The organism is Rhodococcus sp. RDE2 (genome assembly GCF_020885655.1).
Classification (GTDB): Bacteria; Actinomycetota; Actinomycetes; order Mycobacteriales; family Mycobacteriaceae; genus Rhodococcus; species Rhodococcus pyridinivorans.
Window position 1 is genome coordinate 4715088 of sequence record NZ_AP025186.1, and the last position, 26594, is coordinate 4741681.

The window sequence follows — 26594 nt, forward strand, 5'->3', positions numbered from 1 at the left end:
TCCACGCCGTCCGTATTTCAAGATCGAACATTGTTGGCCGCTTGTCGTCACGTGATCGATCACAAGTCCGATATGCACGAAAGATCCCCCAGTGCCGGACTTTCCGACCCATGGTTGGATGTGCGGGCGAGACACGGCTTCGAGCGCGGGACGAGGCCGGACTCCGCACCAGCCCACCGCCTGCCCCGGGAGGAACCATGACCGACATCGAGACGAAGAACTTCTTCACCGATCCGGATCTCGTCGAGGACCCGTACCCCTATTACGACGCCCTGCGCGAGGGATGCCCGGTCAGGCGCGAGCCCCACCACAACGTCATGATGGTCACCGGCTACGAAGAGGCGATCCAGGTCCTGAGCGACGAGCAGACCTTCTCGTCGTGCATCTCGGTGACCGGCCCGTTCTCCGGCCTTCCGGCCTGCCCCGAGAGCGACGACATCACCGACTTCATCGAGGAGCACCGTCCCTCGCTGCCGATGAACGACCAGCTCCCCACCATGGATCCCCCGCAGCACACCGACCATCGCGGCCTGCTGATGCGGCTCATCACCCCCAAGCGTCTCAAGGAGAACGAAGCCTTCATCGAGCGCATCGCCGACCGGCTCCTCGACGACCTGCTCGCCCGGGGCGAGGGCGACTACATCACCGGCTTCGCCGCTCCGTTCGCGATGCTCGTCATCGCCGACCTGCTGGGCGTGCCGGAAAGCGACCACCAGGAGTTCATCGAGGGCCTGAACATCCAGGTGGAGAAGGGCTTCTCGCTCGGCAGCACCGAGGGTGAGGCACTGAAGCTCAACCCGCTCGAGTTCCTGTACAAGAAGTTCGGCCAGTACATCGAGGACCGCCGCGAGAACCCCACCGACGACGTCCTGACGGGCCTCGCCACCGCGACCTTCCCAGACGGCACCCTGCCGCCCGTCGACGACGTCCTGCGCATCGCCGCGAACGTGTTCTCCGCCGGCCAGGAAACCACCGTGCGTCTGCTGAGCTCCGCGCTGCGGATCATCGCCGAGCAGCCCGAACTCCAGAAGACCCTGCGCAGCGAGCCCGATCGCATCCCGAACTTCATCGAGGAGACGCTGCGTTTCGAGAGCCCTATCAAGGGCGACTTCCGGCTTGCGAAGACCCCCACCACCATCGGCGGGGTCGACGTCTCGGCCGGCACCATCATGATGCTGGTCAACGGTGCCGCCAACCGCGACCCGCGTCAGTTCTCCGATCCGAACGACTTCGACATCGACCGCCGCAACGCCCGCACCCACATCGCGTTCGGTCGCGGTGTGCACTCGTGCCCCGGCGCCCCGCTCGCCCGCACGGAAGGGCGCGTAGGCATCCAGCGCCTGGTCGAGCGCACCAGCGAGATCCGGATCTCCGAGAAGGTGCACGGCCCCGAGGACGACCGGAAGTTCGTTTACCTGCCGACCTTCATCCTGCGCGGCCTGCTCGCGCTGCACCTCGAGTACGCGCCGGTGGAAGGTGAGTCGAAGTGAAGGTCTTCGTCGACGACGACGCCTGTCGCGGACACGGAGTCTGCCTCACCACCTGCCCGGAGGTCTTCGACCTGAGCGACGGCGGGTACGCCGTCACGCTCGTGTCCGAGGTCCCGGCCGAGCACGAGGAATCCGTACGGGAGGCCGCAGCGGGTTGCCCCGAAAGGGCGATCCGGCTCGACTGAGCCCAGATCGAAGCTGTACATCGGCGTCGGTCCGGACCGAAAGGTCCGGGCCGACGCCCTTTTTCGTTTCTCCCATCGTAGGTCGATTGACGCCGTCCGGGGTTGTGTGAAAACCTCATAATCAAGATAGAGAGTGCCATTCTCACGATGTGTCGCTCTCCGATGAAAGGACGAGCGATGCTGACCCTGAAGGCAGCCGGACTGCTCGACGTCGACACGGGCGAGATCGTCCGTCCGGGAATCATCCGCGTCGACGGCGACCGCATCGTCGGAGTGGGCGGAACCCCGGAAGGGGACGTCATCGACCTCGGCGACCTGATCCTCATGCCCGGCCTGATGGACATGGAGGTCAACCTCCTCATGGGCGGACGAGGCGAGAAGCCCGTCTACTCGACGGTCCAGGACGACCCGCCCCTACGCATGCTGCGTGCCGTCGGCAACGCCCGCCGCACCCTGCGCGCCGGATTCACCACCGTCCGCAATCTCGGACTGTTCGTCAAGACCGGCGGATACCTGCTCGACGTGGCCCTCGGAAATGCCATCGACAAGGGCTGGGTGGACGGCCCGCGCGTCGTCCCTGCCGGCCACGCCATCACCCCCACCGGTGGCCATCTCGACCCCACGATGTTCGCGGCATTCGCGCCCGGAATCCTCGACCTGACGATCGAGGAAGGCATCGCCAACGGCGTGGACGAGGTCCGCAAGGCTGTGCGCTACCAGATCAAGCACGGCGCCCAGCTCATCAAGGTGTGCGTGTCCGGCGGCGTCATGTCGATGACCGGATCCGCAGGCGCCCAGCACTACTCGGATGAGGAACTGCGGGCGATCGTCGACGAGGCCCACCGTCGCGGCATGAAGGTCGCCTCCCACACCCACGGCGCCGAAGCCGTGCGCCACGCGATCGAAGCCGGAATCGACTGCATCGAACACGGATTCCTCATCGACGACGACACCATCGACCTCATGGTCGAGCGCGGAACATGGCTCGTGCCCACCACCCGCCTCGCCGATGCGATGGACACCTCCCACGCGCCGCCGGAACTGCAGGCCAAAGCCGCCGAGATGTTCCCCAAGGCACGTACCTCGGTGCTCGCCGCGTATAAGGCCGGCGTGAAGATCGCCGTCGGCACCGACGCACCGGCCATCCCGCACGGAAAGAACGCCGACGAGATCGTCGCCCTCGTCGACCGCGGGATCCCTCCCCTCGCGGTGATCCAGGCCGCCACGATCAATGCGGCAGAACTCATCGGCGTCGACGACCGCGGTCGCCTCGCCGAGGGTCTGCTCGCCGACATCATCGCCGTCCCCGGCGATCCCACCGAAGACATCACCGTCACCCAGAACGTGCGGTTCGTGATGAAAGGCGGAAAGGTCTATGTCCACAACTGACCGTTCACTCACCGACGACCTCGTCGAGATCAACCAGCTGCTCGCCCGTTACGCGGTGAACATGACGAAGAACGACGTCGAAGGCGTCGTCTCGGTATTCACGCCCGACGGCACCTACAGTGCCTTCGGCGACGCGTTCCCCCTCGATCGGTTCCCCGAGCTCGTCGCGGCCGCACCGAAGGGCCTGTTCATGACGGGCACCGCCCTCATCGACATCGACGGCGACACCGCGACCGGCACCCAACCGCTGTGCTTCGTCGAGCATTCCACGCACGACATGCGCATCGGCTACTACAACGACACCTACGTCCGCACGGCCGACGGATGGCGTCTGCGCACCCGCGCGATGACCTTCATCCGCCGCAGCGGAACCCACGACTCCGGCATCCCTCACGCCTTCGAACCGGCATGAACGTCACCGAGTTCAGGACCGCCGTCCGCACCTGGCTCGACGAGAACGATCTGACCCCCGGACCGGATCACTCGTTCGACGCGCAGGTCGAACAACTCGCCCGCGTGCGGCGGAAACTCTACGACGCGGGCTGGATGCGCTACGGCTGGCCCGAGGAGGTCGGCGGACTCGGTGGCGAGGCCGTCCTGCGTGCCGTGCTCGGCGAGGAGGTCGCGACCCGCGACCTCGCCGAGCCGGGCATCTACTCGATGATCGAGGTGCTCGCGCCCACCATGATCTCCTACGCGCGACCCGAACTCGCCGCGGAGATGGTGCCGAAACTGCTCCGCGGTGAGGAACAGTGGTGCCAGGGCTTCTCGGAGCCCGGCTCGGGCAGCGACCTCGCGTCGCTGTCCACCCGGGCCGAGCAACGCGGCGACGAATGGGTGATCAACGGGCAGAAGGTCTGGACGTCGCTCGCCCAGTTCGCCTCCCGCTGCGTGCTGCTCACCCGTACCGCGCCGGGGCACAAGGGCATCACCGCCTTCTTCGTCGATATGGACACCCCGGGCATCACCGTCCGGCCGCTGCGCACGATGCACGGCGTCGACGAGTTCGCCGAGGTGTACTTCGACGACGTCGTCGTGCCGGCCGACCGCATGCTGGGCAATCCCGGCGACGGCTGGAAGCTCGCGATGGACCTGCTACCGCACGAGCGGTCGACGTGCTTCTGGCATCGCATCGCTTACCTGTTCACCCGGTTGGATCGCCTTGTGGACGAGACCGATTCGGCGGCCGACGACGAACTCGGCGCGGCCTACCTGGCGCTGCACACCGTGCGGTGCCGGTCGCTCGCCACCCAGCAGCGACTCGCGTCGGGCGCGTCACTCGGCCCCGAGACCTCCGTCGACAAGATCCTCCTCGCGACCGCCGAACAGCAGTTGTTCGACACCGCACGGGATCTGCTTCCCGGCGTGCTCGAACTGTCCGACACCGAATGGCGGACCGAATTCCTGTATTCCCGTGCGGCGACGATCTACGGCGGCACCGCCGAGATCCAACGCAACATCGTCGCGCGCCGACTTCTCGATCTGGGGGCGGAGTGACGACCTACAGCACTGCACCGGCGCCGGATTCGGACCTCGGCCTGCTCGAGGACGCACTGCGCAGGACCATGGAGAGTACGACCGGCGCAGCGCTCGACGCTGCCCTGGTCGATCTGGGTTGGCACGACATGCTCACCGAGATGCCCGACGACACGATCCCCATGGTGTTCCGGCTGCTCGGCGAGACCGGCGCGCACGCCCCGGTGATCAACGACGTCGTGCTCGTCGACGCGGGTCGTGAGGCCGGTGGGGTCGTCCCGCTCCCCTACACCGGTGGACGGTGGATCGAATGGGCGCGCGAGAACCGGGACACCACGGCCCTCGACGCGGAGCTGCCGATCGCGACGGTCGGATCCGGCGATCCGGTGCCGGTCGCGGCGGCGCGTCGTGCGCTCGGATGGTGGCTGGTCGGAACGAGCCGGGCGATGCTCGCGCTGGCCCGCACGCACGCTCTCGACCGCATCCAGTTCGGCAAGCCGATCGCCGGGTTCCAGGCGGTGCGGCACCGGCTCGCCGAGACGTACGTCGCCGTCGAGGGCGCGGAGGCCACCCTGCACGCTGCCAACGACGAACTCGGTTCCCTGCTGGCGAAGGCTGCCGCGGGTCGCGCGGCGATCATCGCTGCACGGCACTGCCAGCAGGTCCTCGGCGGGATCGGTTTCACCGCCGAGCACGACCTGCATCGGCATATCAAGCGCGCGCTGGTGCTCGACGGCCTGCTCGGCAGTTCACGCGAACTGACCCGCGAGGCCGGCGCGATCATCCGGTCCGAGGGCTCGGCTCCGCGCCTGGTCCACCTCTGACGCCTGGTCCGGTCCGACGTCAGCCCTCGACGACCACCCGGAACTCGTCGAGGGCACTGTCGGTCGCGTCGGGCACGTTCATGCCAGCGCCCACGCCGCTGTGGAGGTAGTCGACGACCGCGCGGTCGAGCCGCTCACCCGGTACGACAGCCGGGATACCCGGCGGGTACGGCGTGAGCTGTTCCGCCGCGATGCGGCCGACGGCGCGGTCGGCGGAGACCATCTCGGTCCTGCCGAAGAAGGTATCCCGCGGAGACATCACCGATTCGAGCTGCAGTTCGTCCGGAGTCGGCAGGTCGATCCGGGGCGGCGGGTCGAAGGACTCCGCCGCCCGGGACAACGCCTCGAGCGATTCGACGAGCCGATCGGCGGTCTCCTCGTCGTCGGACATGGACATCGTGGCAAGGATCCTGCGGTGGTCGGTCATACCGACGTCGAGACGACAGTTCTCCCGAAGCCAGTCGGCGCACTGATAACCCGAGACGCCGAGTTCGTCGAGGTCCATGAGCACCTGGAGGCGGTCGAGGTCATGCGAGGCCTCGTCGCCGAGCAGCCGGTCGTCGAGGACGGAGATCCCGTCGATCCTCTCGATGCGTTCGCGTGTGGTCAGGGCCAGGTGGAGCGCCCTGCCGAGCGATTCGGTGCCGTGCTCGACCATCTGCCGCCGCCATCCGTCGATCGCCGAGTAGATCAACACGTTGGGGCTGGTGGTCATGAGCAGGTCGGCGCAGGCCGAGAGGTGCGCGGCGTCGACCAGGTCTCCCTGCACGTGGTACACCGAGCCCTGCTCGAAACCGGCACCCATCTTGTGCACACTCACCACGCAGACATCGGCTCCGGCATCCATCGCCCAGGTCGGCAGGTCGTCGTGGAAGGGCAGGTGCGCGCCCCATGCCTCGTCGACGATGAGCGGCTTTCCGCGTTCGTGGCAGACGTCCGCGATGCCCGCGATGTCGGCGCACGTCCCGTACGGGCTGGGGCTGACGATCAGCGCCCCGGACGCGTCGGGGTACTCGTCCCACATTTCGCGAACCTGTTGTGGCGACGGTGGATGGGAGAAGTGCATCTCCTCGTCCCACTGCGGTGTGATCCAGCGCGGGGTGACGCCGCTGAAGATCAGTCCGGCGACGATCGACTTGTGCGAATCGCGGCCGAGCAGTAGACCACCGGGCTCGTTGCCGGCGACGGCCATCATTGCGGCCTTGACCGACAGCGAACTTCCGCAGGTCGAGAAGAAGGCCTGCTCGGCTCCGACCGCCTCGGCCATGAGTTCTTCGGCTCTGCTCAGATATCCGTTGCGCGAGAGCCGGTCGTCGAGGCCGCCCGAAGCGAGGACATCCGCGCGAAACGGATCTCGTCCGAGCACCTTCACGACACGTTCGTCGACGCCACGGCCCTGCCGGTGTCTCGGCGGAGAGAAGCCGTAGCGATCGAGCCGGTGGTACTGCTCGAGAGCGTCGAGCAACGGAGCTTCCGACTGGTCCATGCCGGTCGGTTACCCGGACCTGCGATCGGCAATCAGTGGGACCCGTTCTTCGCCGGGTCGGGGTGGTTGGAGAACCACAGGCTCTCCTCGACGAGGCGACAACTCTTCCACCCCTCCGACGTCCGCACGACCTCGTGGTGATAGTTGCCCCCGCAATAGGTCAGGCCGTCGACACCGGGGAGTTGCATCGGGTTGTAGAACATCGCCCGTACCGTCGCACGGTCGCCGTCGAGGTCGACCTCGACGTTGGTGACGAAGTGCTGCGACATGGGCAGGTACGACAGCGCCTTCTGCAGCTGCGCGAGCACTTCGTCCCTCGGTCCGGGCGAGTATCCCACGGAGCTGTAGTCGAGATGGGCGTCCTCGGTGAAAACCGATTCCATCTTCTTCCAGTCCTTGGTGTCCACCGCCGTCGCATAGCGGTAGAGGAGTTCGGTGATGGCGTACTTGTCGCACAGCTCGTCGGGCGTCATGAGGCTCCTTCGACTTCGTCCGGAATTTCATTCTTCCAGAAGAGAATCACCTTTCCAAGACCCTTGTTCTGAGGCATGATCCGTATATGAGACAACTTGACTCTCTTCACGATCTGAGCGGGAAAACCGCTGCCGTAACAGGTGGTTCGCGTGGCATCGGCCGCGCCATCGCCCAGATCCTCGCCGAACACGGCGCCGACGTCGTCGTCGCCTCCCGCAAGCTCGACGCGTGCGAACTCGCCGCGAAGGAGATCGAGGCATCGACCGGCAGCAAGGCGCTCCCCATCGCCTGCCATGTCGGGCAGTGGGACGACTGCGACACGCTCGTCGACACGACCCTCGACCATTTCGGGCGCCTCGACATCCTCGTCAACAATGCCGGAATGTCGCCGCTCTACCAGGATCTCGGATCCATCACCGAAGAGCTGTACGACAAGACCTTCGGCGTGAACCTCAAGGGCCCGTTCCGGCTCGCGGTCCGCGCCGGCACGTACATGGCGGAGCACGACGGCGGGTCGATCGTCAACATCGGCACCGCCGGGTCGCTCACGGCGAGTGTGCGCGAACTCCCCTACGCGTGCGCGAAGGCCGGTCTGAACGCCCTCACGGTGGGGTTGGCAGAGGCTTACGCACCGAAAGTGCGTGTCAATTCGATCCTTCCGGGTCCGTTCCGCACCGACCTGTCGAAGGCATGGGCTCCGCCGGAAGGCGAGGAGGCATCCTTCGTGCCGTTGCGTCGCATGGGCCGGCCCGAGGAGGTCGCGCCTCTCGCCCTCCATCTGGCGAGCGATGCGTCGAGTTTCACCACCGGCGCGATCATCCGCGTCGACGGTGGCGTCACCCGCAAGGTCTGAGACACGCGTGTGGGGCCGCCTCCGGGATTCGGAGGCGGCCCCACACGTAACTGCGTTGTCCATCGGCTACCGGAATCGCCATGCGCTACAACAATTGCCGCGGCGAATGGTGAAACGTTGGTTGCCAGGATGGTCGTGAGACACATTCAGGGACGGACGCGGGGAAACGGAAGCATCATGATCGACGTCGAAGTCGGCCGAACACCGACAGGCATGCGTTCGTTCTCGATGGCCTACCGCTCGGAGTTCCTCCGGCAATGGGACGCGGCCATCGAACGCGGCAGCCGTGCCAAACTGCTGCGTGAAAACAACCTCGCCTACGGAACGGTCCACCGTTGGATCGCCGCCCGGGACCGCGGAGAATGGACCGCATCGATGAGGGCAGCCGCAGAGAAACCGGGTAGACGCATGGACAGTCGTGAGCGCGCGGAGCTGGCACAGCTGCGCAAGGAAAACCAGCAACTGCGTCAGAAGGTCGAGCAGGCCGAAGCTGCCCAGCAGATCCTGGGAAAAGCATTCGAGCTCTTGGAGCACGTGACCAAGAGCTCGGCGCCGGAGACACCTGCGATCCCACCGGCGCTGATGAGCGTGGCCGAGTACGAACAATGGCTCGAGGGGTACAGGCTGTCCTGACCGCCACGGTCACCACATTGCACCAGGACGCGGCGATGCCGGTGACCCGGGCCTGCACCCTGCTCGGACTGCCTCGGGCCAGTTACTACCGGCACAGTCGCGGCTACACGCATTACCGGCCGGCCGGGGACCCGCTGCCGCAGGCGAAGCGTCGGCAGCCGGCCGCGCTCAGCGAGAGCGAACGTGACACGATCTGCGATGTGCTGTGCTCCGGCGAGTACGCGGATTTGTCTGTGGCTCAGGTTTATTGGCGTGCATTCGATGCAGGGGTTCTGGCGTGCAGTGAGCGGACGTTCTATCGGGTCGCCGGCGCGGCGAGCTTGGTCGGGGACCGGCGTGGCCGCCGCGGCGGCGGGGGCGGCGGCCCTGTCCGGGCCCGGCCGGTGGTCGGGGCCGGGGCGGTCGGGGATCTGTGGTCGTGGGACATCACCGAGTTGAAGGGGCCCGGGAAGAAGGACCGGTACCTGTTGTATCTGGTGATCGATGTGTTCTCGCGGTATCCGGTCGCGTGGTGCATCGAGTTCCATGAGAGCGGCGAGCGTGCGGTGAAGTTGTTCACCGAGGCGATCGCCGAGCACGGGTGCCCGTCAGTGTTGCATGCGGACAACGGGGCGTCGATGCGGTCGACGGTGTTGCTCGATCTGCTCGAGGAGCGGGGGGTGATCGCGTCGTTTTCCCGTCCTCGGGTCAGTGACGACAATCCGTTTTCGGAGTCGTTGTTCAAGACCGTCAAGTACGACCTGACCTGCCCGCCGGTGTTCGATTCGATCGATCATGCCAGGGAGTGGACCGCGGGTTTTCTGCATCGGTATGCCACCGAGCATCGGCACAGTGGGCTCGGTCGGCATACTCCGGCGTCGGTGTTCGACGGTTCTGCTGTTGCGGTTCGGCGGTTGCGTCAGCAGATGCTCGATGAGTATGCAGCGGAGTTTCCCGAGCGGTTCCGGCGTGCGCCTCGTGCGCCGGAACTGCCCGGGTCTACAGGGATCAACATCCACCACCTGTCTCAGACAGGTTGACAACTACCGGAAAGCGGTAGCGAATGCCCCGTGCGCTAGCGGATGTTGTCCTTCATCTCGTCGAGATTCATCAGGACCGGCCACCCGCTGTCGCTGAGGGCGTTGCCGTGGCCCGTCTGGTGGATGTCGAAGACCGACTGGATCGCGGCGTAGAAACCCTGCACGTCGAGGGTCTGGTTGACGGCCCGCTTGGCCTGCCGCAGTCCGAAGGGATGCATCTTCGCGATCTGCTCTGCGAGCGTGCGTACTTCGGTGTCGAGATCGGCGCGCGGCACGACACGGTTCACCATGCCCGTCTTCTCGGCCTCCTCCGCAGTGACCGGCCGGCCGGTGAAGAGGATCTCCTTGGCCTTACGCGGTCCGAGTTCCCAGGTGTGACCGTGGTATTCGACCCCACCGATGCCCATGAGGACCACGGGGTCGGAGAACGATGCGTCGTCGGCCGCGACGATGAGATCGCACGGCCAGCACAGCAGGAGTCCACCGGAGATGCACCTGCCCTGCACCGCGGCGATGGACGGCTTCGGGATATTGCGCCACCTCAGCGAATACTCGAGATAGCGGCGGGACTCGTTGCGGTAGATCATCTCGAGGGTGATCTTGTCGGGAACCGGCTCCCCGCTGCGGAGGTCGTGCCCGGCCGAGAAGTGCTTGCCCTCGGCGCGGAGCACGATCACGGAGACCTCCGGATCGTCGCCCGCCCTGGTCCACGCGGCGTCGAGTTCGTCGAGCAGAGAACCATTCTGGGCGTTGGCCACCTCGGGACGGTTCAGCGTGATCGTCGCGATCCGGTCGGCGACGTCGTAGAGGATGTAGCTTTCAGCCACGGGGCAGCCCCAGCACGCGTTCGGCGATGATGTTGCGCTGGATCTCCGACGTGCCACCCGCGATGGTGCCGGCGAAGCTCCGCACGAACCTCTCGAACCAGCTCGACGAGAAGTTGTCGAGATTCCACGGCACGTATGCCGACGTCGACGCGGGATGGACGAGACCGTCCGGCCCGGCCGCGTCGAGGGCGTGTTCGGCGGCGGACTGGACCGCTTCGGAACCGAGGAGCTTGAGCACCGACAGAGCCGGGACATCCTGCGCTCCGCGAGATTCGCGGACGAGCGCGGCCGAACCGAGCAGCTTCAGTGCCTGGTGATCCATCACGAGGGTGGCGTAGCGGTCACGGTCGAGCACCGTGCGGGGTTGGAAGTCCTCGACGAGATCCTGCAGCCTGTCGGCGAAACTGAGCCACAGCAGGGTGCGTTCGTGCCCGAGCGAACCGTTCGCGACCGACCAGCCGCCGTTCAACTCGCCGATGAGGTTCCCGGCGGGCACACGAACGTCGGTGAAGAACACCTCGTTGAAATCGCGGTCGTCGCCGTCGGCGACCGACGGGAACGGCCTGCGAACGACGCCGGGCAGGTCGGTGGGGATGAGCAGGACACTGATCCCCTTGTGCTTCGGTGCATCCGGATCGGTGCGGACGAAGGTCAGCAGTACATCGGCGTCGTGGGCGCCAGAAGTCCACACCTTCTGACCGTTGACGACGAAGTGGTCGCCGTCGAGGACCGCCCGGGTCCGCAAGGAGGCGAGGTCGGATCCCGCGCCGGGCTCGCTCATTCCGAGGGCTGCGGTGATCTCTGCACGGAGTATGGGCACCGCCCAGCGCTGCTTCTGCTCCTCCGTGCCGAAGGACAGCAGCGAGGCTGCGATGATGCCGAGGCCCTGCGGGTTGAAGCTGTGGTAGATCCGCCGCTTCGACAGTTCCTCGAGGTGGACGTACTGCTGGAGGATCGTCGCGTTGCGGCCGCCGAATTCGGGCGGATTGCCGGGCAACAGCCAACCATGGTCGAACTGGACCCGCTGCCAACGGCGTGCCCATTCGGGGACGTCGGCGCTCGATCGGGCGCGGACGGTGGCCTCGGACGGATCGGGCAGATGCTCGTCGAGGAAGGCCACGAACTCGGCGCGGAACTCTTCGACGTCGGAATCAAACGAGAGTTGCACGGTACTCCTCGGCGATCAGTGCGCGGTGGTCCGCGGCGGAGCCGAGCATGTGCTCCCCCGCCCGGGCACGCTTGAGCGCGAATTGCAGGTCGTTCTCCCAGGTGAAGCCCATAGCGCCGAACAACTGCAGACCGCTACGGAAGACCGTCGACTGGCATTCTCCTGCAGCGGCTTTGGCCATGGAGGCGGCGAGGCGACGGCGCGGGTCGTCCTCTGCGATCGTCAGTGCTGCGAAATACGCGAGTGCGCGGGCGCGTTCGACGGCGACATGCATGTCGGCGGCGCGATGTTTGACGGCCTGGAACGATCCGATCGGCACACCGAACTGCTGCCGGTTGCGCACGTGGTCGAGCGCGAGATCCACGATGCGGCGGCAGGCGCCGACCATGGTGACGGCGAGACCGGCAAGAGCGACGTGCCGCGCCTTCTCCACATCGATGTCGGTGTCCGGGTCCGCATCGACCCGCACGTCGTCGAAGACGATGTCGGCCAGGTGCAGGACCGGGTCGAAGGCGGACGTGCGGTGGGCCGACACCTGATCGGCCCGAACGGTGAACACACCGGCCTCGGTGACGACGGCGATGTCGTCGGCGCGGTCGCCGTCGAGCACCCGGTGCGCTGTGCCGCGGAGCAGCCAGCCGTCGGCGTCACGCACAGCGGAGATGCCCTCGTACACGGCTGCGCCCGCACGATCGGGTCGGGTCCGGCCGGCGACGAGCGGGGCGAACTGTGTGGTGGTGGCGAGGAAAGGGGTGGGGTCGGTTGCCCGGCCGAGTTCCTCCAGGACGATCGCGAGCTCCACCGCAGCCTCGGACTCGACGAGTTCCGTCCAGCCCAGGCCCACATAGGTCTTCCACAACGGTGCCGGATCGGCTCCGTTGTCGACGACGGTGCGGACGAGTGTCGACGGGCATTCCTTCGCCGTCACTTCCCGGACGGTCTTCTGCCACAACTGCTGATCGGAGTCGAACTCGAAAAGCATTCCGACTTGCCTCCTTCCTGGCGCTGAGCCTGGGGTACTCGATGAGAATAACATTCTCTTTTCAAGATAGTAATAGTCTCGAATCGGTGCGGGAAATGGAAGGACAGTCCCGCAATGCGTCCCTACCCTCCGGTACAGTGCTCCTATGTCCACCCCACGCGACACAGGGCGATTCCGGCAGTGACGGGCCCCAGCGAAGAACCAGCCTGGAAGCAACGCGCAGTCGAGCGCTCCATCCGGACCGCCAAACTGCGCGCCGAGCAGCGCGTCCAGCGCTTCCTCGACGCCGCGCAGGCGATCATCACGGAAAAGGGCAGCACCGACTTCACCGTCCAGGAGGTCGTCGACCGCTCCAAGCAGTCGCTTCGCAGCTTCTACCTGCAGTTCGACGGTAAGCACGAGTTGCTACTCGCCCTCTTCGAGGACGCCCTGAGCCGCTCCGCCGACCAGATCCGCGCCGCTGCCGCCGGCGAGAAGGCTCCTCTCGATCAGCTGCGCGTCGCGGTGGAGTTGCTGTTCGAGTCGTCCCGGCCCGATCCCACGGCCCAGCGACCGCTGTTCACCGACTTCGCTCCCCAGCTGCTGCTCACCCACCCCGCAGAGGTGAAGGTCGCGCACGCGCCCATGCTCGCGCTGTTCACGGAACTGATGGAGAAGGTCGATGCCGAAGGCAGCCTGCGCGAGGGATTGAACCCGAAGCGGATGGCTGCCATGACGATGCAGACCGTGATGTTCATCGCTCAGTCCAGCGGAGGGGACGACAACACGAACCGCCCCATCACGTCCGACGAGGTCTGGAACTTCTGCTCGCAGGGATTCGCCGCCTCATAGAGAGAACCCCATTCTCAAATCGGAGTAGTTCACTTACACTCGGTTCGTGACCGAGTTGTGGAACGACCTCCTCGCCTGTCTCGATCTGCGCTCGTCCCCTCCGGACGAGGAGCACCCCGAGTCGGTGGTATTCGAGGGCAGCAATCAGCACCTCGAATACCACCGGCTCTTCGGGGGCCAGCTGCTCGGTCAGTTCGTGCGTGCCGCCGAGCTGACCTGCCCCGAGAAGAGCATCAAATCCCTGCACACCGTCTTCGCCCGTGAAGGACGCGCCGACGAGCCCGTCCGCTACGAGATCACCCGCCTGCACGAGGGCCGGACCTTCGCCACGTTGACGGCGGTCGCGCGCCAGTCGAAGGGCGTCCTCGCCACGGCATCGGTGTCCATGCACGTCGTCGAGGACGGCCCCGAGGTGCAGACCGTGCCGTCCGTACCCCAGGTGTTCGACGAGAGCACGCGCGCCCCGTTCTCGTTGATCCCGTGGGAGACCCGCGCGACGACCGACCTCGAGGATCGCGGAGTCTCCGCACCCGAGTTCGAGATGTGGATGCGCACCTCCGAGGTCGACGAGGCGTACGCGCCGGCACTCGCTGCCTACGCCACCGACCTCAACCTCATCGGTACCGCACTTCTTGCCGTCGACGGCTTCGACCACACCGGCAACGGAACGACCTTCACGTCCGCGGTCACCTCGCACAATCTGTGGTTCCACCGCCCGTTCCGCAGCGACGACTGGTTGCTGCTGCGTCAGCACAGTCCCCTCGTCGCCCACGGACGGTGCTTCGGCCGCGGCGACCTGCTCACCGAAAAAGGCTCTCTCGTAGCCTCTTTCGCTCAGGAAGCCCTGTTGCGCCTGCCCTGACGGTCCTTCCCCACGAACACCGATCGAGATCGAGGTGCCATGCAACGACAGTCCGCCCCCGACAATGCCGTCGTCGAGACTCCGTCACCGCGCCCTCTGCGCGTGGTGCAGTGGGCGACCGGAACGATCGGCACCCGCGCGCTGCGCGCGGTGATCGACCATCCCTCCGTCGAACTCGTCGGCGTGTACGTGCACAGCGACGACAAAGCCGGTCGCGACGCGGGCGAGTTGTGCGGACGCGACCCGGTCGGTGTGCGCGCCACGAACGACGCCGACGAGATCATCGATCTCGGGGCCGACTGCGTGCTGTACATGCCGCTGCTGTTCGACCTCGACGAAGTGTGCCGAATCCTCGCCTCCGGCACAAACATCGTCACCACCCGTGGAGAGTTCCACCGCCCGACGGGTATGGATCCGGTGGTGCGCGAGGCCGTGGAGGCCGCGTGCGCACTCGGCGGTACGTCGATCCACAGCACCGGCAGCAGCCCCGGTTTCGTCACCGAGGCCGTTCCGCTCGTACTCACATCCATCCAGCGGAGACTGGACCATCTCACGATCGACGAGTACGCCGATCTCTCCCAGCGGAACTCGCCCGGAATCCTGTTCGACGTCATGGGATTCGGCGGTGATGCCAGCGAGTTCGCGGACGTCCGGCTCGCCCACGTGGAATCGAACTTCGGACCGTCGCTGGCTGCCCTCGCCGACGCACTCGGCCTGACCCTCGACACCATCCGCACCACGGGCGAACTCGCCACGGCACGGTCCACGGTCACCATCGCCGCCGGCACGATCGAAGCAGGAACTGTGGCCGCGCAACGCATCACGGTCTCCGGTATCCGCGACGGCCGGGAACTGATGCGGTTCCGGCCCACCTGGTACTGCACCGATCAACTCGATACCGACTGGGATCTGCACGCCACCGGATGGCACATCACCGTCGACGGCGACGCACCCCTCGACATCGACATGCGTTTCCCCAGTCCGCTCGAGCGAATGAGCGAGATCTCGCCGTCGTACACCGCCAATCGTGCGGTGAACTCGATCGCGGCGGTGTGCGCGGCGCAGCCTGGGATCCGGACGACCGTCGAACTCCCGCTCGTCGTCCCGGTTCTGGCCTGAGACGACGAACGTTGACGCGGTGAAACGGGATAGGCGCCGGTTACAGCGGTAGCGAACCCCGTTTCACCGCGCGAACATCACGACTGCGCGGATACGCCCACACCCTCGACGAGGCGCGCGGCCGCCGAATACGGATCGTCGCGACCCTCCGCGACTGCCTCTGCAAGCACCTCCAACTCCGGGTGGTTGCGCAGGAGGGTGTGTGCCAGGGACAGGATCTGGCTGCGGGCCCTCGCAGCGCGACGCTCGGCCGTGTCGGCCCGTTGATGCGCCTCGATCGCGTCGACGAGGTCGTCGACGCCCTGGCCGGTCGCCGCGACGAGCTTGAGGATCGGGACCTTCACGTCTCCACGGAGATCGCGCACGGTCTGATCGGCGCCCTCGCGGTCGGCCTTGTTGACGACGATGAGGTCGGCGACCTCGAGCAGTCCGGCCTTGGCGGCCTGGACGGCGTCTCCCCCACCGGGATTGAGGATGACGACGGTGGGTTCGGCGACCGAGGCGATCTCGATCTCCGACTGCCCCACACCGACGGATTCGAGCAGGATCACGTCGTAACCCAAGGCTGCCAGCAATCGGATCGACGCGGGGACGGCGGCCGCGAGTCCGCCGAGATGTCCGCGGGAGGCCACTGACCGGACGAACACACCCGAGTCGCCGACGTGCGCGGCCATGCGGATGCGGTCGCCGAGCAGTGCGCCGCCGCTGTAGGGGGACGACGGGTCGACGGCCAGCACCGCGACCCGCAGACCCCGTTCGCGGTAGGCAGTGGTGAGCGCCCCGACGGTAGTGGACTTGCCGGCGCCGGGCGGGCCGGTGAATCCGACGACCCGCGCGCGGGCAGGTTCGAGCAGCGCGAGCACCTCGTTCCGGCGCGGCCCCTCGACGAGAGTCAGCAATCGACCCGCGGCACGCGGGGAGCCCCCGCGTGCCGCGTCGATCAGTTCACCGATGTTCACGGCGTATCCCGGTTCACGGTGCCGGCACCTCGATCACGACGGCCGAGCCCATGCCACCACCGGCGCACATCGACGCGACACCGATGCCACCGCCGCGGCGGCGCAGTTCGTGGGTGAGGGTGACGAGCATGCGGGCGCCGGTCGCGGCGACCGGATGGCCGAGGGAGCAGCCGCTGCCGTTGACGTTGACCTTCTCGGGGTCGATCTCGAGCAGCTTGATGCACGCGACGCACTGCGCGGCGAACGCCTCGTTGATCTCGAACAGGTCGACATCGCAGAAGGTGAGTCCGGCACGGCGGAGCGCCTTCGGGATCGCCTCGACGGGAGCGAGTCCGGTGATGGCCGGGTCGACGCCCACCGATGCCCACGACAGGACCCTGCCGAGCGCGGGCAGACCGAGATCACTGCTGGCGATGGCCAGTGCGGCCGCAGCGTCGTTGCCGCCGCAGGCATTACCGGCGGTGATGCTGAAGCCCTCGATTTCCGGATGCAGCACCTTCAGGGACGCGAGCTTCTCGAGCCTCGTCTCCCGGCGCGGATGCTCGTCGGTGTCGAACAGGCCGTGCGGGGTGTCGATCGGGACGATCTCCTCCTTGAAGCGGCCCTCGTCGATGGCCCGGATCGCGACCTGGTGCGACCGCAGCGCCCACGCGTCCATCTCCTCGCGGCTGACACCGGCCTTCACCGCGGCATTCCAGCCGACGGTGATGGACATGTCGCGGTTGGGGGCCTCGGGGCTGTCGGGGTGGCTGGGCGACATCCACGGCACCCACTCCTCACCCTTCCGGATGAGCGACCGCGGCGAGGTGGAGGCGGAGTTCACGCCACCCGCGATCACGATGCGGTCCATGCCCGATCGGATGCTCGCGGCAGCGGACTGCACGGTCGACAGGCTCGCCGCGCAGTGCCGGTTCTGCGCGAGACCGGGCACGTGGGTCAGGCCGGCGGTGAGGGCCGCGTGCCGGGCGATCACACCGCCGCCGTACAGGCCCTCACCGAGGATCACGTCGTCGATGAGGCTCGGGTCGAGGTCCTCGGCGGTCGCGGAGACGATGTGCTCCGCGAGGGCGAAGGCATCGGTGTCGCGCAGCGTGCCCTTGACGGCGGTGCCGATCGGGGTGCGCAGGGCGGAAACGATCACGGCATCAGGCATGGGTGGCCTCCAGTTCGGCGAGAAGGGTGCGACGCAAGAGCTTTCCGGTCTCGGTCTTGGGGAGTTCGTCCCGGAAGACGATGTTGTCGGGGGTCTTCGAGGAACGTAGGCGTTCCTTGACCCACCGGCGGATCTCGTCCGGATCACCGTCGCCGACGAGGACGGCGACGATGCGCTGTCCCCACTCGGCATCGGACACACCGATGACGGCGGCCTCGACGATGCCCGGATGGGAGAGCAGGACGTCCTCGATCTCGGCGGGGGCGATGTTCTCGCCGCCGCGGATGATCGTGTCGTCGGAGCGGCCCTCGACGTACAGATATCCGTCGGCGTCGAGCCGGCCGAGATCACGAGTGGAGAACCATCCCTCGGCATCGAGGACGCTGCGGTTGCCGTATTCGCCCGAGATCTGTTCGCCGCGGACGAAGATCAGGCCGGTCTCGCCGGCCGGGACGGGTTCGCCCTTCTCGGAACGAATCTCGATCTCGATCCCGGGCAGCGGGCGACCCACCGAACCGAGGCGGTCGCGGACGGCCGGATCGGTGGAGTCGAAGGCGGTGCGATGGTCGTCGGGGCCGAGGACGGCGACGGACGAAGCGGTTTCGGTGAGACCGTAGGCGTTGACGAAGCCGGTGTCGGGGAAGGCGCGCAGCGCGTGTTCGAGGACCGGGCGCGGTGTGCGCGACCCGCCGTAGGCGAGACTCGCCAGCGTCGGGGTGTCGGCCGTGTCGTCGCCGAGGGCGGTGACGATGCGGGCGAGCATGGTCGGGACGAGCATCGCGTGGGTGACGCGCTCGCGTCGGACCGTCTCGAGCCAGACCTGCGGGTCGAAGGCCGGCAGGTACACCACCCGGCGACCGGTGTAGAAGTTCGACAGCAGGTTGGTCAGGCCGGCGATGTGGTACGGCGGGACCGAGACGAGCGACGCGTCGGTCTCGGCAGCCGAACCGAACTCCATCGTGTTGAGCACGTAGGCGAGCAGGTGCCGGTGCCGCAGGATCGCGGGCTTCGGATCCGAGGTGGTGCCGCTGGTGTAGATGATCGCAGCGACCGTGTCGCCGTCCCACTGCGGTTCGAGTGGCGGCTCGGGATCGACTGTGGCGTAGGAGTCGTCGACGAGGGCGTCGAGGTCGTCCTGCTCGAGCACGAGCGCACCGGGGTGCTTGGCCTTCAACGCGCCGAGTTGCTGCTCGCCGAGGCGGTAGTTGAGCGGCACGAAGGGAACCCCCGCCAGTGCCGAACCGAACAGTGCCACCGGATACGCGAGGTGGTTGGACCCCAGGTAGAGCACCGCCGGATGATTCCGGAACTGCGCGGCGGCACGACGTGCGAGAGCGTCGAGACCGGCAGCGGTGAGGGTCCGGTTCCCGACGGTCGCAACTGCTCGCTCGCCGGTGCTTGCGGCCATTTCTAGAATCATGCTTAGGTTCATGAGAACATTATTCTCACAGACAGAGAGCTTTACTTTCAAGAGCTCGGATCCCGAAGGAGGCAGCATGCAGGTAGCAGGAAGCTCCGCGATCGTCGTCGGCGGCACGGGTGGCCTCGGGCAGGCCACAGTCCGGCGTCTCCACGAGGCGGGCGCGAAGGTCGTCGTCGCCGACGTCAACGATGAGAAGGGCAAGGAACTCGAGCAGGAACTCGGTGTGCGATACGTGCGCACCGACGCCGGCAGCGAGGAATCCGTCTCGGCCGCCATCGCGGAAGCGGACTCGCTCGCGCCGCTGCGCATCTCCGTCGACTGCCACGGCGGTCCGGCCGGCGGCGGACGCCTCGTCGGCAAGGACGGCAGCGCCATGCCGCTCGAGAACTTCACCAAGACCATCGAGTCGTACCTGACATGGTCGTTCAACGTCATGCGCCTGGCCGCCGCCGCCATCGCCAAGCAGGACCCCTTCGACGACGAAGGCTCCCGCGGCGTCATCGTGAACACCGCGTCCATCGCCGGCTACGAAGGCCAGATCGGGCAGCTCCCCTACGCGGCCGCGAAGGGCGGCGTCATCGGTATGACGTTGGTCGCCGCACGCGACCTGTCGCCGCTCGGCATCCGCGTCAACACGATCGCCCCGGGCACGATCCTCACCCCGGCCTACGGCAAGGCCGGCGACCAACTCGAGGCGTACTGGGGCCCGCAGATCCCGCATCCCAAGCGCATGGGTCGTCCCGCCGAGTACGCGACGCTCGTTGCGTCCATCGTCGAGAACGACTACCTCAACGGCGAGGTCATCCGCCTCGACGGTGCACTGAGGTTCCCGCCGAAGTGAGCCCGCTCGCAGGGAAGGTCGCGTTCGTCGCCGGTGCCAGTCGCGGCATCGGCGCGGCGATCGCCGTCGCTCTCGCCGAGGCGGGCGCCTCGGTGGCGGTCGCGGCACGCTCCGAGCAGGAGGGCAAGTTGCCCGGCACCATCGGCTCGGTCGCGAAGCGGATCACCGACGCCGGAGGACGGGCCGTCCCGGTGCCGTGCGACGTCACCGACGAACAGTCCGTCGACGCCGCAATCGCCGCGACGGTCGCCGAGTTCGGTGGGCTCGACATCCTGGTCGCGAACGCCGGGGTGCTGTGGATGGGGCCGATCGAGACGACACCGGTGAAACGCTGGCAGTTGTGCCTCGACGTCAATCTCACCGGCGTCTTCACGGTGACGAAGGCGGCGATCCCGCACCTGCGCGAGCGCGGCGGCGGGTCGCTGATCGCGGTGACCACCAGTGGCGTGACGATGACGGATCGCGGTTCGAACGCCTACTGGGTGTCCAAGGCCGCGGTGGAACGACTCTACGTGGGGCTCGCAGCAGACCTGCGGAACGACAACATCGCGGTCAACTGCCTCGCGCCGTCCCGCGTCGTCCTTACCGAGGGGTGGACCGCCGGCGGCGGCGGACGCGAGATCCCGCCCGAGATGGTGGAACCGCCGGAGACGATGGGCGCCGCCGCGGTGCTGCTCGCGCAGCAGGATGCGAACGGGATATCCGGCACCGTGCAACGTTCGGAGAGCCTCGTGCCCGAGAGGGGATGAGGTCCCGTACGAAGGGAGGCCCGGCGCCGGGCCTCCCTTCGTGTTTCCGAGTGCGCGAACCCGACCCGACGGCTCAGCGGCCGAAGCGCGCGACGAGCCGTCCGGTCACCTCGTTGCGCCGGAGGCGTTCCAGCCCGGCACCGATCTCCTCGAAGCCGATCTCGGTGTATGCGGGTTCGATCTCCCGTTTCACGAACAGGTCGTACACCTCCTCGATGTCCTCGACGGTCCCACCGAGGGAACCCACGAGCGTCCTGCCGAGGAGCGTCAACTCCAGGACACCAACCCTTCTCACAGACAGGACCGCGAATGAAGCACTACCTGCTCGTCGAGTCGTACCCGTCGCATCCCGAGCGGCTGGAAGAGTTCAACAGGTGGTACGACGAGGTGCACATCCCCGAAGTGGTGGCCCTCGACGGGTTCGTCGGCGCCACGCGACTGTCCCCCGCCGACGCGGACGGTGGCCCATCGGTCACCCTGTACGAACTCGAGGGTGATCCCGCGGCGGCCAAGGCCAACGTCCACGCCGCGGCGGCAGCAAAGCAGCTGAACATGTCGGACTCGCTCAGCTACGGCCCGATCCCGAAGATGCGGATCATGGAAGTGAAGTCGGAGTACGCCAAGCCCCGTTCGTGAACGGAGCACGGAAGTCGTAGGGCCGCTGCCGGGATCCGGTAGCGGCCCTACGAACGTTTCAGGGAGAGCGCATCTTCCAGGGCGGCGCATTGTTCGCCGAAGAATCCACGCGCGACCCCCGTGCGCGACGCCACCGAATCGAAGCCGTGGAAGGCTCCGTCGACGATGTGCAGAGCACACGGGACACCCGCCGCCTGTAGCCGTTCCGCGTACGCGCGGTCCTCGTCGAGGAACAGATCGTGCGTGCCCACCCCGATCCAGGCCGGGGGCAGGCCCGACAGATCGGTACGACGCGCCGGCGCCGCGACCTCCGGATCGGCCGAACCCAGGTAACTCGTCCAGCCGAACCGGTTGCTGAACGCATCCCACATCCGGGTGTGCGCGGGGCCGGTGCCGGTGCGGTCGTCCAGCATCGGATAGGCCAGTAGTTGGAAGGCCGGTGCCGGCAGTTCCCTGTCCCGGAGCAGAAGTGCCAGTGCCGCAGCCAGACCCGCCCCGGCGCTCGCACCTCCGATCGCGATACGCGCCGGATCGACCTCCGGCCGGCTCCGCAACCACTCGTAGGCGCGCAGGCAGTCCTCGAGCGGAGTCGGATAGGGATGTTCGGGTGCCAATCGGTAGTCGATCGAGGCCACGGCGATACCGAGGCGGTCGGCGAACCGCCGGCACAGCGCGTCGTCCTGCGCGGCCCGACCGAAGACGTACCCGCCGCCGTGGATCCACAACATGGCCGCACCTGGTTCGGCGTCTGCGTGGGACGGAGCGCCGAACCAGCGGACCGACACGCCCGGTTCGAAGACGTACACATCCGGGTCGGTGCCCCGGATCGCGCGGGTGAGCATGCGCATCACCGGCAACGATCGCGGGGTCACCGCACGACGTGGAGCGAGCAGCGCCACCGCCCGCAGATCGGGATGGAAGCTCGACAGCGAACGCAACCGTCCGATTACACGGCCTCTCCGATCACACCGCGCCTCCGATCACGACTTTCCTGCGGTCATCCTCGCGATGTTCGCACGGAAGTCGTCGCTCTGGAAGGTCATCTCCTCGGCGCTCATCGCGTAGTCGAGGCTCGCGAGCACCGCCCGTTCGAGGTGGATGTTCAGCAGCCGCTTGGTGGCCTCCACGGCCTTCTGCGGTTGTTCCACCAGGCGCTTGGCGCACGCGAGTGCCTCGGCGAGCGGGTCGGCGACGACATGGTTCGCCAAGCCGAGTTCGCGAGCCCGCTGGGCGGGGATCCGCTCCCCGAAGAAGGCGAACTCCTTCGCGTGCAACAGGCTGATCTGCAGCGGCCAGGTCAGCGGACCGCCGTCGGCCGCGACCAGCCCGACCTGCACGTGAGGATCGGCGAGATAGGTGCCCTCCCCCATGTAGACGACATCGCTGAGGGCGACCAGGCTGCAACCGAGTCCCACCGCCGGGCCGTTGACCGCGGCGACCACCGGCACGCGGCAGCGCGCCATGCCCAGGACGATCTCGCGTCCGTCGGCGATGGTCTTCGCCCGCAGTTCGGCGTCCTGCCCCAGTTCGGCGAGATAGTCGAGATCCCCGCCGGCGGAGAACGCCTTGCCCGCACCGGTGAGCACCACGGCGCGGACCTCACGGTCGGCACTCAGCTGCGGCCACAACCGGGCCAATCCCGCGTGCAGCGGATCGTTGACCGCGTTGTATTTCGCCGGCCGGTTGAGCGTGACGATCCGCAGCGGCCCCTCGGCACGGACCTCGATCTCGTCGGGCATGCCGTACATGTCAGACCCCCAATCCGAGGATGCGCGAAGCGATGATGTTCTTCTGGATCTGCGACGTGCCGCCCATGACGGACTGGGCGCGGCTGTACATGTACGAGCCGAGGAGTTCCTCGTCGCGGCTGCCCGCGACCGCCAGTGCCGCGTGTCCGACCGACTGGTCGACCCAAGTCATGAGCAGCTTGTCGAGCGACCCCTCGGAGCCGTGCGAGACACCGTCGAGCTGCTCGGACAGTCGCCTCCGCACGTGCAGGCGCAGCATCTCCGACTGCACCGCCGCCCAGGCCAGATCCTGCGGGGGCGGACCGTCGACCTGCTTGGCGAGCTGACGCACGAGCTTGCCGTAGCGCGCGGCGAATCCGAGGGTGGACGGTTCACGCTCGTGGCCGACGACGGTCATCGCGACCCGCCATCCCTCTCCGGGAGCCCCGACCCTGCGGCTCGCCGGCACGCGGGCACCGTCGAACAGCACCTGGCCGAATTCCTTGGTGACGCCACTGATCATCTTCAGCGGGCGCTGTTCGATGCCGTCCTGGTGCATCGAGACGATGAACGCCGAGATGCCGCGGTGCCGCGGCGCATCCGGTTCGGTGCGGGCGAGCAGCAGGCACCAGTCGGCGACATCGGAATAGCTCGTCCAGACCTTGTGGCCGTGGATGACGTACTCGTCGCCGTCGCGGGTCGCGGTGGTGGTGAGCGACGCGAGGTCGGAACCGGCGCCGGGCTCGCTGAATCCCTGACACCACCGTTCGGTGCCGTCGATCATGCCGGGCAGGAACCGTTCGCACAGTTCATCGCTCGCGTGATGACCGAGACCCACCACGAGATAACCCAGGCTCGGCCGCGGCGGACACCCCGCGACGGCGAGTTCCTCGTCGAGAATCACGTCGTAGACGGGCGGAAGATCCTGCCCGCCGTACTTCTTCGGCCACGACAGACCGAAAAATCCTGCGCTGTAGATCGCCTGATGCCATTCGCCCTGCCGAGCCCAGTACTCGTCACCCGAGGTGGGGAACTTTCCGGCCTGATCGGCGAGCCAGGTCCGCAGCCGGGCGCGGAATGCGGCTTCTTCCGGCGAGTCACGAAAGTCCAAGGTCGATCTCCTCCAGGCTCACGGGGAACAGTTCGGTGGACGTCAGGGCCCGCCGCAGGTACACGTGCTCGATGCACTCCCAGGTGTTGCCGATCCCGCCGTGCACCTGAACGGCGGTCTCGCAGACGGTGCGCGCGGCGCGCGCGGTGTAGATCTTGGCGATGCGCGCGGCACGGATCGCTTCCTCGGGCGTCAGCTCGTCGACGGCCCAGGCGGCGTGCCGGAGCACGCTGATCGAGCCTTCGATGAGGGCTTCGCTCTCGGCCAGCATGTGCGCGACCGCCTGGTACGACCCGATCGTGTTTCCGTACTGCTCACGGATCTTCGCGTAGTCGACGGCCACTGCCTGCGCGCCCCGCGACACACCGACGAGGTCGGCGCACGTGACGATGAGCGCGAGAGCATATGCGCGGTCGGCGTTCTCGGAGGAGAGTTCACCGAGCGTCTCGTCCGGTTCGGCGAACGTCGCGAACGAACGGGTCAGGTCCGCACCGGGGGCGGGTTCACCGACGGCTGCGGTCGACACCGTCCGGTCTCGGAGGACGAGGACACGATCGAGGCCGTGCGCGTCGAAGGCGTCCGCACCGACGGCAATGGCGCGCGTCGGCTGGTCGTCGGAGAAGTGCCGGTGCAGGTCGTCGGCGAGCACCGGCCCGAAGAACGGGACGTCGACGAGCCCTCGTCCGAACTCCTCTGCGACGAGGGCGACCTCGACTCCCGCTGCACCGTCGGAGCGCAGGGAGCGCCAACCGGTCGACGCGACGGTCTTCTCCAGCCGTGCGCGACGGGCCGCGTCGTCCAGATCCGACACCGAGCGGGCACCCAGATCGTCGGCCAGTTTGGCGGCGGCGTCGCGCAACTGCTGTTGTTCAATGGTCAGACGTACGTCCATGGCGCTCCTCGAGTTGTCGGCGCAAGACCTTGCCGGACGGCAGGCGGGGAATGTCGGGCACGAAGATCACGCGTCCCGGTCGCTTGTACGACGCGAGTCGTTCGGCCACATAGCTGGAGATGTCGTCGGGATCGAGTGTCGCCGTGGTGGCGATCGCTGCGACGACCGTCTCGCCGGCCGCACCGTCCTTCGTTCCGAAGACGGCGCAGTCGGCGATGTCGGGGTGGCCGTGCAGCACCGCTTCGACCTCGGCGGGGGCGACCTGGAATCCGTTGACCTTGATCATGTCCTTGGCGCGGTCGGTGATCCGCAACCGGTCGTCGGCGTCGACCCACCCGACGTCGCCGGTGCGGTACCAGCCGTCGCAGAACGCCCCGGCGGTCGCGTCGTCGGGCAGGTATCCGGCCATGGCCGAGGCCGACCGCACCTGGATCTCACCGGTCTCGCCGGCCGGGACCTCCCGGCCGGTCCCGAGTTCGACGATCCGCAGTTCGACGCCGGGCGCAGGTACGCCGACGCTGTCGAGTCTGGCGTCGCCCACCGGATTGCAGGTGATGACAGGGACCTCGCTGGCTCCGTAGGCCGGCAGCCACGTCACGCCGGTGCGCTGGGTGACGGTCTCCGCGACACTCGCGGTGACGGGTGTGGCGCCCCACATGATGTAGCGCAGCGACGACAGGTCGAACGATTCGAGGTCCGGGTGCGAGGCGATCGCGAGGGCGATCGGTGCGACGGCCATCTCGACGGTGATCCGGTCGCGCTCGATGGATTTCAGCATCGCGTCGAGGTCGAATCGCCGGTGCAGCCGCATCCATGCACCGACGTCGAGCACGGTGGCGATGTTGAGCAGGCCGAGGATGTGCGAGGGCGGGGTGACGATCTGAAGCCGGTCGTCAGCGGTCAGCCCCAGGACCTGACGCCAGTGCGCCACGGCCGCGGCGAACGAGGAGCGGGTGTGCCGTACGGCCTTCGGCAGGCCCGTCGTACCGGAACTGAAGACGAGCAGTGCATCGGCGTCGGGGTCCACGGGGGCTGCGGCGAAGTTGCCGTGATCGGGTTCGATCGGGTCGTCGAGGTCGAGCATCGGCATCGCGGCGGCGAGGACGGGGTTGTCGCCGACGGCGAAGGCCGGTTCGGTGAGCCGGAGGGCATGCTCGACCTCGCCGCTTTTCCAGGCCGGACTCAGCAGGACGACGACGGCGCCGAGTCTGTCGATGGCTCGGTAGGCCACGACGAATTCGGGCCGGTTCGACGACATGAGTGCCACGCGGTCGCCGGGGCCGACGCCGCGATCGGCCAGGACACGAGCGAGTCCGCAGGTGAGCGCCTCGAGTTCCGCGAGGGTGTACTCGCGGTCTTCGAAGGCCAACACGGTGGGCTCTGTCATGGTGCTCTCTCGCGTCGCAGCAATACCGGTCGAGAGGTCTTGCTCTCCTGAATGAGAATAGTACTCTCGTTCTTGCAGAACATTGATACCAGGAGGAG

29 protein-coding genes are annotated in these 26594 nt (G+C 67.3%); 15 read left to right on the forward strand and 14 right to left on the reverse strand.

Annotated features, from left to right (window positions below):
- The first annotated feature begins 197 nt into the window (after window positions 1–197).
- The 6 genes from LPH33_RS21945 to LPH33_RS21970 all read left to right on the forward strand — a co-directional run bounded on the left by LPH33_RS21945 (window position 198) and on the right by LPH33_RS21970 (window position 5364).
- Window positions 198–1490, forward strand: coding sequence for a cytochrome P450 (locus LPH33_RS21945; protein WP_229566064.1), 1293 nt, complete (start codon window positions 198–200; stop codon window positions 1488–1490).
- Complete coding sequence (locus LPH33_RS21950; protein WP_229566066.1) at window positions 1487–1675, forward strand: ferredoxin; 189 nt, start codon at window positions 1487–1489, stop codon at window positions 1673–1675. Before LPH33_RS21945 ends, LPH33_RS21950 begins: the two co-directional genes overlap by 4 nt.
- Before the next feature lie 177 nt (window positions 1676–1852).
- Window positions 1853–3064 carry a metal-dependent hydrolase family protein gene (locus LPH33_RS21955; RefSeq protein ID WP_060650212.1) on the forward strand — a complete coding sequence of 404 codons (1212 nt, stop codon included), beginning with the start codon at window positions 1853–1855 and terminating at the stop codon, window positions 3062–3064.
- Window positions 3051–3476: a nuclear transport factor 2 family protein gene (locus LPH33_RS21960; protein WP_145690836.1), complete on the forward strand. Its 426-nt coding sequence runs from the start codon at window positions 3051–3053 to the stop codon at window positions 3474–3476. Before LPH33_RS21955 ends, LPH33_RS21960 begins: the two co-directional genes overlap by 14 nt.
- The gene (locus LPH33_RS21965; RefSeq protein WP_229566067.1) at window positions 3473–4561 is read left to right on the forward strand and encodes an acyl-CoA dehydrogenase family protein; all 1089 of its coding nucleotides are present in this window, start codon (window positions 3473–3475) and stop codon (window positions 4559–4561) included. The genes LPH33_RS21960 and LPH33_RS21965 overlap by 4 nt, the downstream gene beginning before the upstream one ends.
- Window positions 4558–5364 (forward strand): acyl-CoA dehydrogenase family protein, encoded by an 807-nt coding sequence (locus LPH33_RS21970; protein WP_420714460.1) that lies wholly within the window; start codon window positions 4558–4560, stop codon window positions 5362–5364. The genes LPH33_RS21965 and LPH33_RS21970 overlap by 4 nt, the downstream gene beginning before the upstream one ends.
- A gap of 19 nt (window positions 5365–5383) precedes the next feature.
- Here the strand turns inward: LPH33_RS21970 and LPH33_RS21975 are convergent, their stop codons facing one another.
- Together LPH33_RS21975 and LPH33_RS21980 are read right to left on the reverse strand one after the other, a co-directional pair.
- Complete coding sequence (locus LPH33_RS21975) at window positions 5384–6850, reverse strand: aminotransferase class I/II-fold pyridoxal phosphate-dependent enzyme (RefSeq protein WP_229566069.1); 1467 nt, start codon at window positions 6848–6850, stop codon at window positions 5384–5386.
- A gap of 32 nt (window positions 6851–6882) precedes the next feature.
- Complete coding sequence (locus tag LPH33_RS21980; protein WP_060650207.1) at window positions 6883–7323, reverse strand: nuclear transport factor 2 family protein; 441 nt, start codon at window positions 7321–7323, stop codon at window positions 6883–6885.
- An 86-nt stretch (window positions 7324–7409) separates the two neighbouring features.
- Here LPH33_RS21980 and LPH33_RS21985 point away from each other — a divergent pair, with 86 nt between their 5' ends.
- From LPH33_RS21985 to LPH33_RS21995, 3 genes are all read left to right on the forward strand, one after another.
- Window positions 7410–8177, forward strand: a complete 768-nt coding sequence (locus tag LPH33_RS21985; RefSeq protein WP_229566070.1) for an SDR family NAD(P)-dependent oxidoreductase — start codon at window positions 7410–7412, stop codon at window positions 8175–8177.
- A gap of 177 nt (window positions 8178–8354) precedes the next feature.
- Entirely contained in the window at window positions 8355–8810 is a 456-nt protein-coding gene (locus LPH33_RS21990) for a hypothetical protein (protein ID WP_071936290.1), read from the forward strand.
- Window positions 8783–9829, forward strand: coding sequence for a DDE-type integrase/transposase/recombinase (locus LPH33_RS21995; RefSeq protein WP_071936289.1), 1047 nt, complete (start codon window positions 8783–8785; stop codon window positions 9827–9829). Before LPH33_RS21990 ends, LPH33_RS21995 begins: the two co-directional genes overlap by 28 nt.
- A gap of 35 nt (window positions 9830–9864) precedes the next feature.
- Here the strand turns inward: LPH33_RS21995 and LPH33_RS22000 are convergent, their stop codons facing one another.
- Genes LPH33_RS22000 through LPH33_RS22010 form a run of 3 tightly spaced genes read right to left on the reverse strand, consistent with a single transcriptional unit; the run spans window position 9865 to window position 12806 of the window.
- The gene (locus LPH33_RS22000) at window positions 9865–10656 is read right to left on the reverse strand and encodes an enoyl-CoA hydratase (protein WP_229566073.1); all 792 of its coding nucleotides are present in this window, start codon (window positions 10654–10656) and stop codon (window positions 9865–9867) included.
- Window positions 10649–11824 (reverse strand): acyl-CoA dehydrogenase family protein, encoded by a 1176-nt coding sequence (locus LPH33_RS22005; protein ID WP_229566075.1) that lies wholly within the window; start codon window positions 11822–11824, stop codon window positions 10649–10651. The genes LPH33_RS22000 and LPH33_RS22005 overlap by 8 nt, the downstream gene beginning before the upstream one ends.
- Window positions 11808–12806 carry an acyl-CoA dehydrogenase family protein gene (locus LPH33_RS22010; RefSeq protein ID WP_229566078.1) on the reverse strand — a complete coding sequence of 333 codons (999 nt, stop codon included), beginning with the start codon at window positions 12804–12806 and terminating at the stop codon, window positions 11808–11810. The genes LPH33_RS22005 and LPH33_RS22010 overlap by 17 nt, the downstream gene beginning before the upstream one ends.
- A gap of 180 nt (window positions 12807–12986) precedes the next feature.
- Here LPH33_RS22010 and LPH33_RS22015 point away from each other — a divergent pair, with 180 nt between their 5' ends.
- Genes LPH33_RS22015 through LPH33_RS22025 form a run of 3 tightly spaced genes read left to right on the forward strand, consistent with a single transcriptional unit; the run spans window position 12987 to window position 15618 of the window.
- Window positions 12987–13637 carry a TetR/AcrR family transcriptional regulator gene (locus LPH33_RS22015; protein WP_213933459.1) on the forward strand — a complete coding sequence of 217 codons (651 nt, stop codon included), beginning with the start codon at window positions 12987–12989 and terminating at the stop codon, window positions 13635–13637.
- A gap of 46 nt (window positions 13638–13683) precedes the next feature.
- Window positions 13684–14499: an acyl-CoA thioesterase gene (locus LPH33_RS22020; protein ID WP_229566080.1), complete on the forward strand. Its 816-nt coding sequence runs from the start codon at window positions 13684–13686 to the stop codon at window positions 14497–14499.
- A gap of 39 nt (window positions 14500–14538) precedes the next feature.
- Entirely contained in the window at window positions 14539–15618 is a 1080-nt protein-coding gene (locus LPH33_RS22025) for a dihydrodipicolinate reductase (RefSeq protein WP_229566083.1), read from the forward strand.
- Window positions 15619–15695: 77 nt separating this feature from the next.
- Here the strand turns inward: LPH33_RS22025 and meaB are convergent, their stop codons facing one another.
- The 3 genes from meaB to LPH33_RS22040 are packed head-to-tail and all read right to left on the reverse strand — an operon-like array spanning window position 15696 to window position 19162.
- Entirely contained in the window at window positions 15696–16577 is an 882-nt protein-coding gene (gene meaB, locus LPH33_RS22030; protein ID WP_229566085.1) for a methylmalonyl Co-A mutase-associated GTPase MeaB, read from the reverse strand.
- A gap of 13 nt (window positions 16578–16590) precedes the next feature.
- The gene (locus tag LPH33_RS22035; protein ID WP_229566088.1) at window positions 16591–17730 is read right to left on the reverse strand and encodes a thiolase family protein; all 1140 of its coding nucleotides are present in this window, start codon (window positions 17728–17730) and stop codon (window positions 16591–16593) included.
- Window positions 17723–19162 (reverse strand): class I adenylate-forming enzyme family protein, encoded by a 1440-nt coding sequence (locus LPH33_RS22040; RefSeq protein WP_229566091.1) that lies wholly within the window; start codon window positions 19160–19162, stop codon window positions 17723–17725. The genes LPH33_RS22035 and LPH33_RS22040 overlap by 8 nt, the downstream gene beginning before the upstream one ends.
- Before the next feature lie 64 nt (window positions 19163–19226).
- On the opposite strand from LPH33_RS22040, the gene LPH33_RS22045 reads away from it, so the two are divergent.
- Both LPH33_RS22045 and LPH33_RS22050 read left to right on the forward strand, forming a co-directional pair.
- Window positions 19227–19994 (forward strand): SDR family oxidoreductase, encoded by a 768-nt coding sequence (locus tag LPH33_RS22045; protein WP_229566093.1) that lies wholly within the window; start codon window positions 19227–19229, stop codon window positions 19992–19994.
- Window positions 19991–20743 carry an SDR family NAD(P)-dependent oxidoreductase gene (locus LPH33_RS22050; RefSeq protein WP_229566095.1) on the forward strand — a complete coding sequence of 251 codons (753 nt, stop codon included), beginning with the start codon at window positions 19991–19993 and terminating at the stop codon, window positions 20741–20743. The genes LPH33_RS22045 and LPH33_RS22050 overlap by 4 nt, the downstream gene beginning before the upstream one ends.
- Before the next feature lie 73 nt (window positions 20744–20816).
- On the opposite strand, the gene LPH33_RS22055 is transcribed toward LPH33_RS22050, so the two are convergent.
- Window positions 20817–20990, reverse strand: a complete 174-nt coding sequence (locus LPH33_RS22055) for a hypothetical protein (protein WP_229566096.1) — start codon at window positions 20988–20990, stop codon at window positions 20817–20819.
- A gap of 62 nt (window positions 20991–21052) precedes the next feature.
- Here LPH33_RS22055 and LPH33_RS22060 point away from each other — a divergent pair, with 62 nt between their 5' ends.
- Complete coding sequence (locus LPH33_RS22060; protein ID WP_229566098.1) at window positions 21053–21379, forward strand: DUF4286 family protein; 327 nt, start codon at window positions 21053–21055, stop codon at window positions 21377–21379.
- A 47-nt stretch (window positions 21380–21426) separates the two neighbouring features.
- Here the strand turns inward: LPH33_RS22060 and LPH33_RS22065 are convergent, their stop codons facing one another.
- From LPH33_RS22065 to LPH33_RS22085, 5 genes are read right to left on the reverse strand one after another with little or no spacing between them, the layout of a single operon-like run.
- Window positions 21427–22317 (reverse strand): alpha/beta hydrolase, encoded by an 891-nt coding sequence (locus tag LPH33_RS22065; RefSeq protein WP_420714461.1) that lies wholly within the window; start codon window positions 22315–22317, stop codon window positions 21427–21429.
- Between the two features lie 42 nt (window positions 22318–22359).
- Complete coding sequence (locus LPH33_RS22070; protein WP_229566100.1) at window positions 22360–23127, reverse strand: enoyl-CoA hydratase/isomerase family protein; 768 nt, start codon at window positions 23125–23127, stop codon at window positions 22360–22362.
- Between the two features lies 1 nt (window position 23128).
- Window positions 23129–24217: an acyl-CoA dehydrogenase family protein gene (locus tag LPH33_RS22075; RefSeq protein WP_229566102.1), complete on the reverse strand. Its 1089-nt coding sequence runs from the start codon at window positions 24215–24217 to the stop codon at window positions 23129–23131.
- Entirely contained in the window at window positions 24204–25109 is a 906-nt protein-coding gene (locus LPH33_RS22080; RefSeq protein ID WP_229566104.1) for an acyl-CoA dehydrogenase family protein, read from the reverse strand. Before LPH33_RS22080 ends, LPH33_RS22075 begins: the two co-directional genes overlap by 14 nt.
- Entirely contained in the window at window positions 25087–26496 is a 1410-nt protein-coding gene (locus LPH33_RS22085; RefSeq protein ID WP_229566107.1) for a class I adenylate-forming enzyme family protein, read from the reverse strand. Before LPH33_RS22085 ends, LPH33_RS22080 begins: the two co-directional genes overlap by 23 nt.
- Window positions 26497–26594 lie beyond the last annotated feature (98 nt).

Coding starts and splice junctions, on each gene's coding strand:
- LPH33_RS21980 (WP_060650207.1), bottom strand. CDS start 7,323: ATGACGCCCGACGAGCTGTGCGACAAGTACGCCATCACCGAACTCCTC.
- LPH33_RS21955 (WP_060650212.1), top strand. CDS start 1,853: ATGCTGACCCTGAAGGCAGCCGGACTGCTCGACGTCGACACGGGCGAG.
- LPH33_RS21965 (WP_229566067.1), top strand. CDS start 3,473: ATGAACGTCACCGAGTTCAGGACCGCCGTCCGCACCTGGCTCGACGAG.
- LPH33_RS22085 (WP_229566107.1), bottom strand. CDS start 26,496: ATGACAGAGCCCACCGTGTTGGCCTTCGAAGACCGCGAGTACACCCTC.
- LPH33_RS21960 (WP_145690836.1), top strand. CDS start 3,051: ATGTCCACAACTGACCGTTCACTCACCGACGACCTCGTCGAGATCAAC.
- LPH33_RS21990 (WP_071936290.1), top strand. CDS start 8,355: ATGATCGACGTCGAAGTCGGCCGAACACCGACAGGCATGCGTTCGTTC.
- LPH33_RS22060 (WP_229566098.1), top strand. CDS start 21,053: ATGAAGCACTACCTGCTCGTCGAGTCGTACCCGTCGCATCCCGAGCGG.
- LPH33_RS21985 (WP_229566070.1), top strand. CDS start 7,410: ATGAGACAACTTGACTCTCTTCACGATCTGAGCGGGAAAACCGCTGCC.
- LPH33_RS22010 (WP_229566078.1), bottom strand. CDS start 12,806: ATGCTTTTCGAGTTCGACTCCGATCAGCAGTTGTGGCAGAAGACCGTC.
- LPH33_RS22040 (WP_229566091.1), bottom strand. CDS start 19,162: ATGAACCTAAGCATGATTCTAGAAATGGCCGCAAGCACCGGCGAGCGA.
- LPH33_RS21995 (WP_071936289.1), top strand. CDS start 8,783: ATGGCTCGAGGGGTACAGGCTGTCCTGACCGCCACGGTCACCACATTG.
- LPH33_RS21975 (WP_229566069.1), bottom strand. CDS start 6,850: ATGGACCAGTCGGAAGCTCCGTTGCTCGACGCTCTCGAGCAGTACCAC.
- LPH33_RS22045 (WP_229566093.1), top strand. CDS start 19,227: ATGCAGGTAGCAGGAAGCTCCGCGATCGTCGTCGGCGGCACGGGTGGC.
- LPH33_RS22080 (WP_229566104.1), bottom strand. CDS start 25,109: ATGGACGTACGTCTGACCATTGAACAACAGCAGTTGCGCGACGCCGCC.
- LPH33_RS21945 (WP_229566064.1), top strand. CDS start 198: ATGACCGACATCGAGACGAAGAACTTCTTCACCGATCCGGATCTCGTC.
- LPH33_RS22035 (WP_229566088.1), bottom strand. CDS start 17,730: ATGCCTGATGCCGTGATCGTTTCCGCCCTGCGCACCCCGATCGGCACC.
- LPH33_RS22025 (WP_229566083.1), top strand. CDS start 14,539: ATGCAACGACAGTCCGCCCCCGACAATGCCGTCGTCGAGACTCCGTCA.
- LPH33_RS22070 (WP_229566100.1), bottom strand. CDS start 23,127: ATGTACGGCATGCCCGACGAGATCGAGGTCCGTGCCGAGGGGCCGCTG.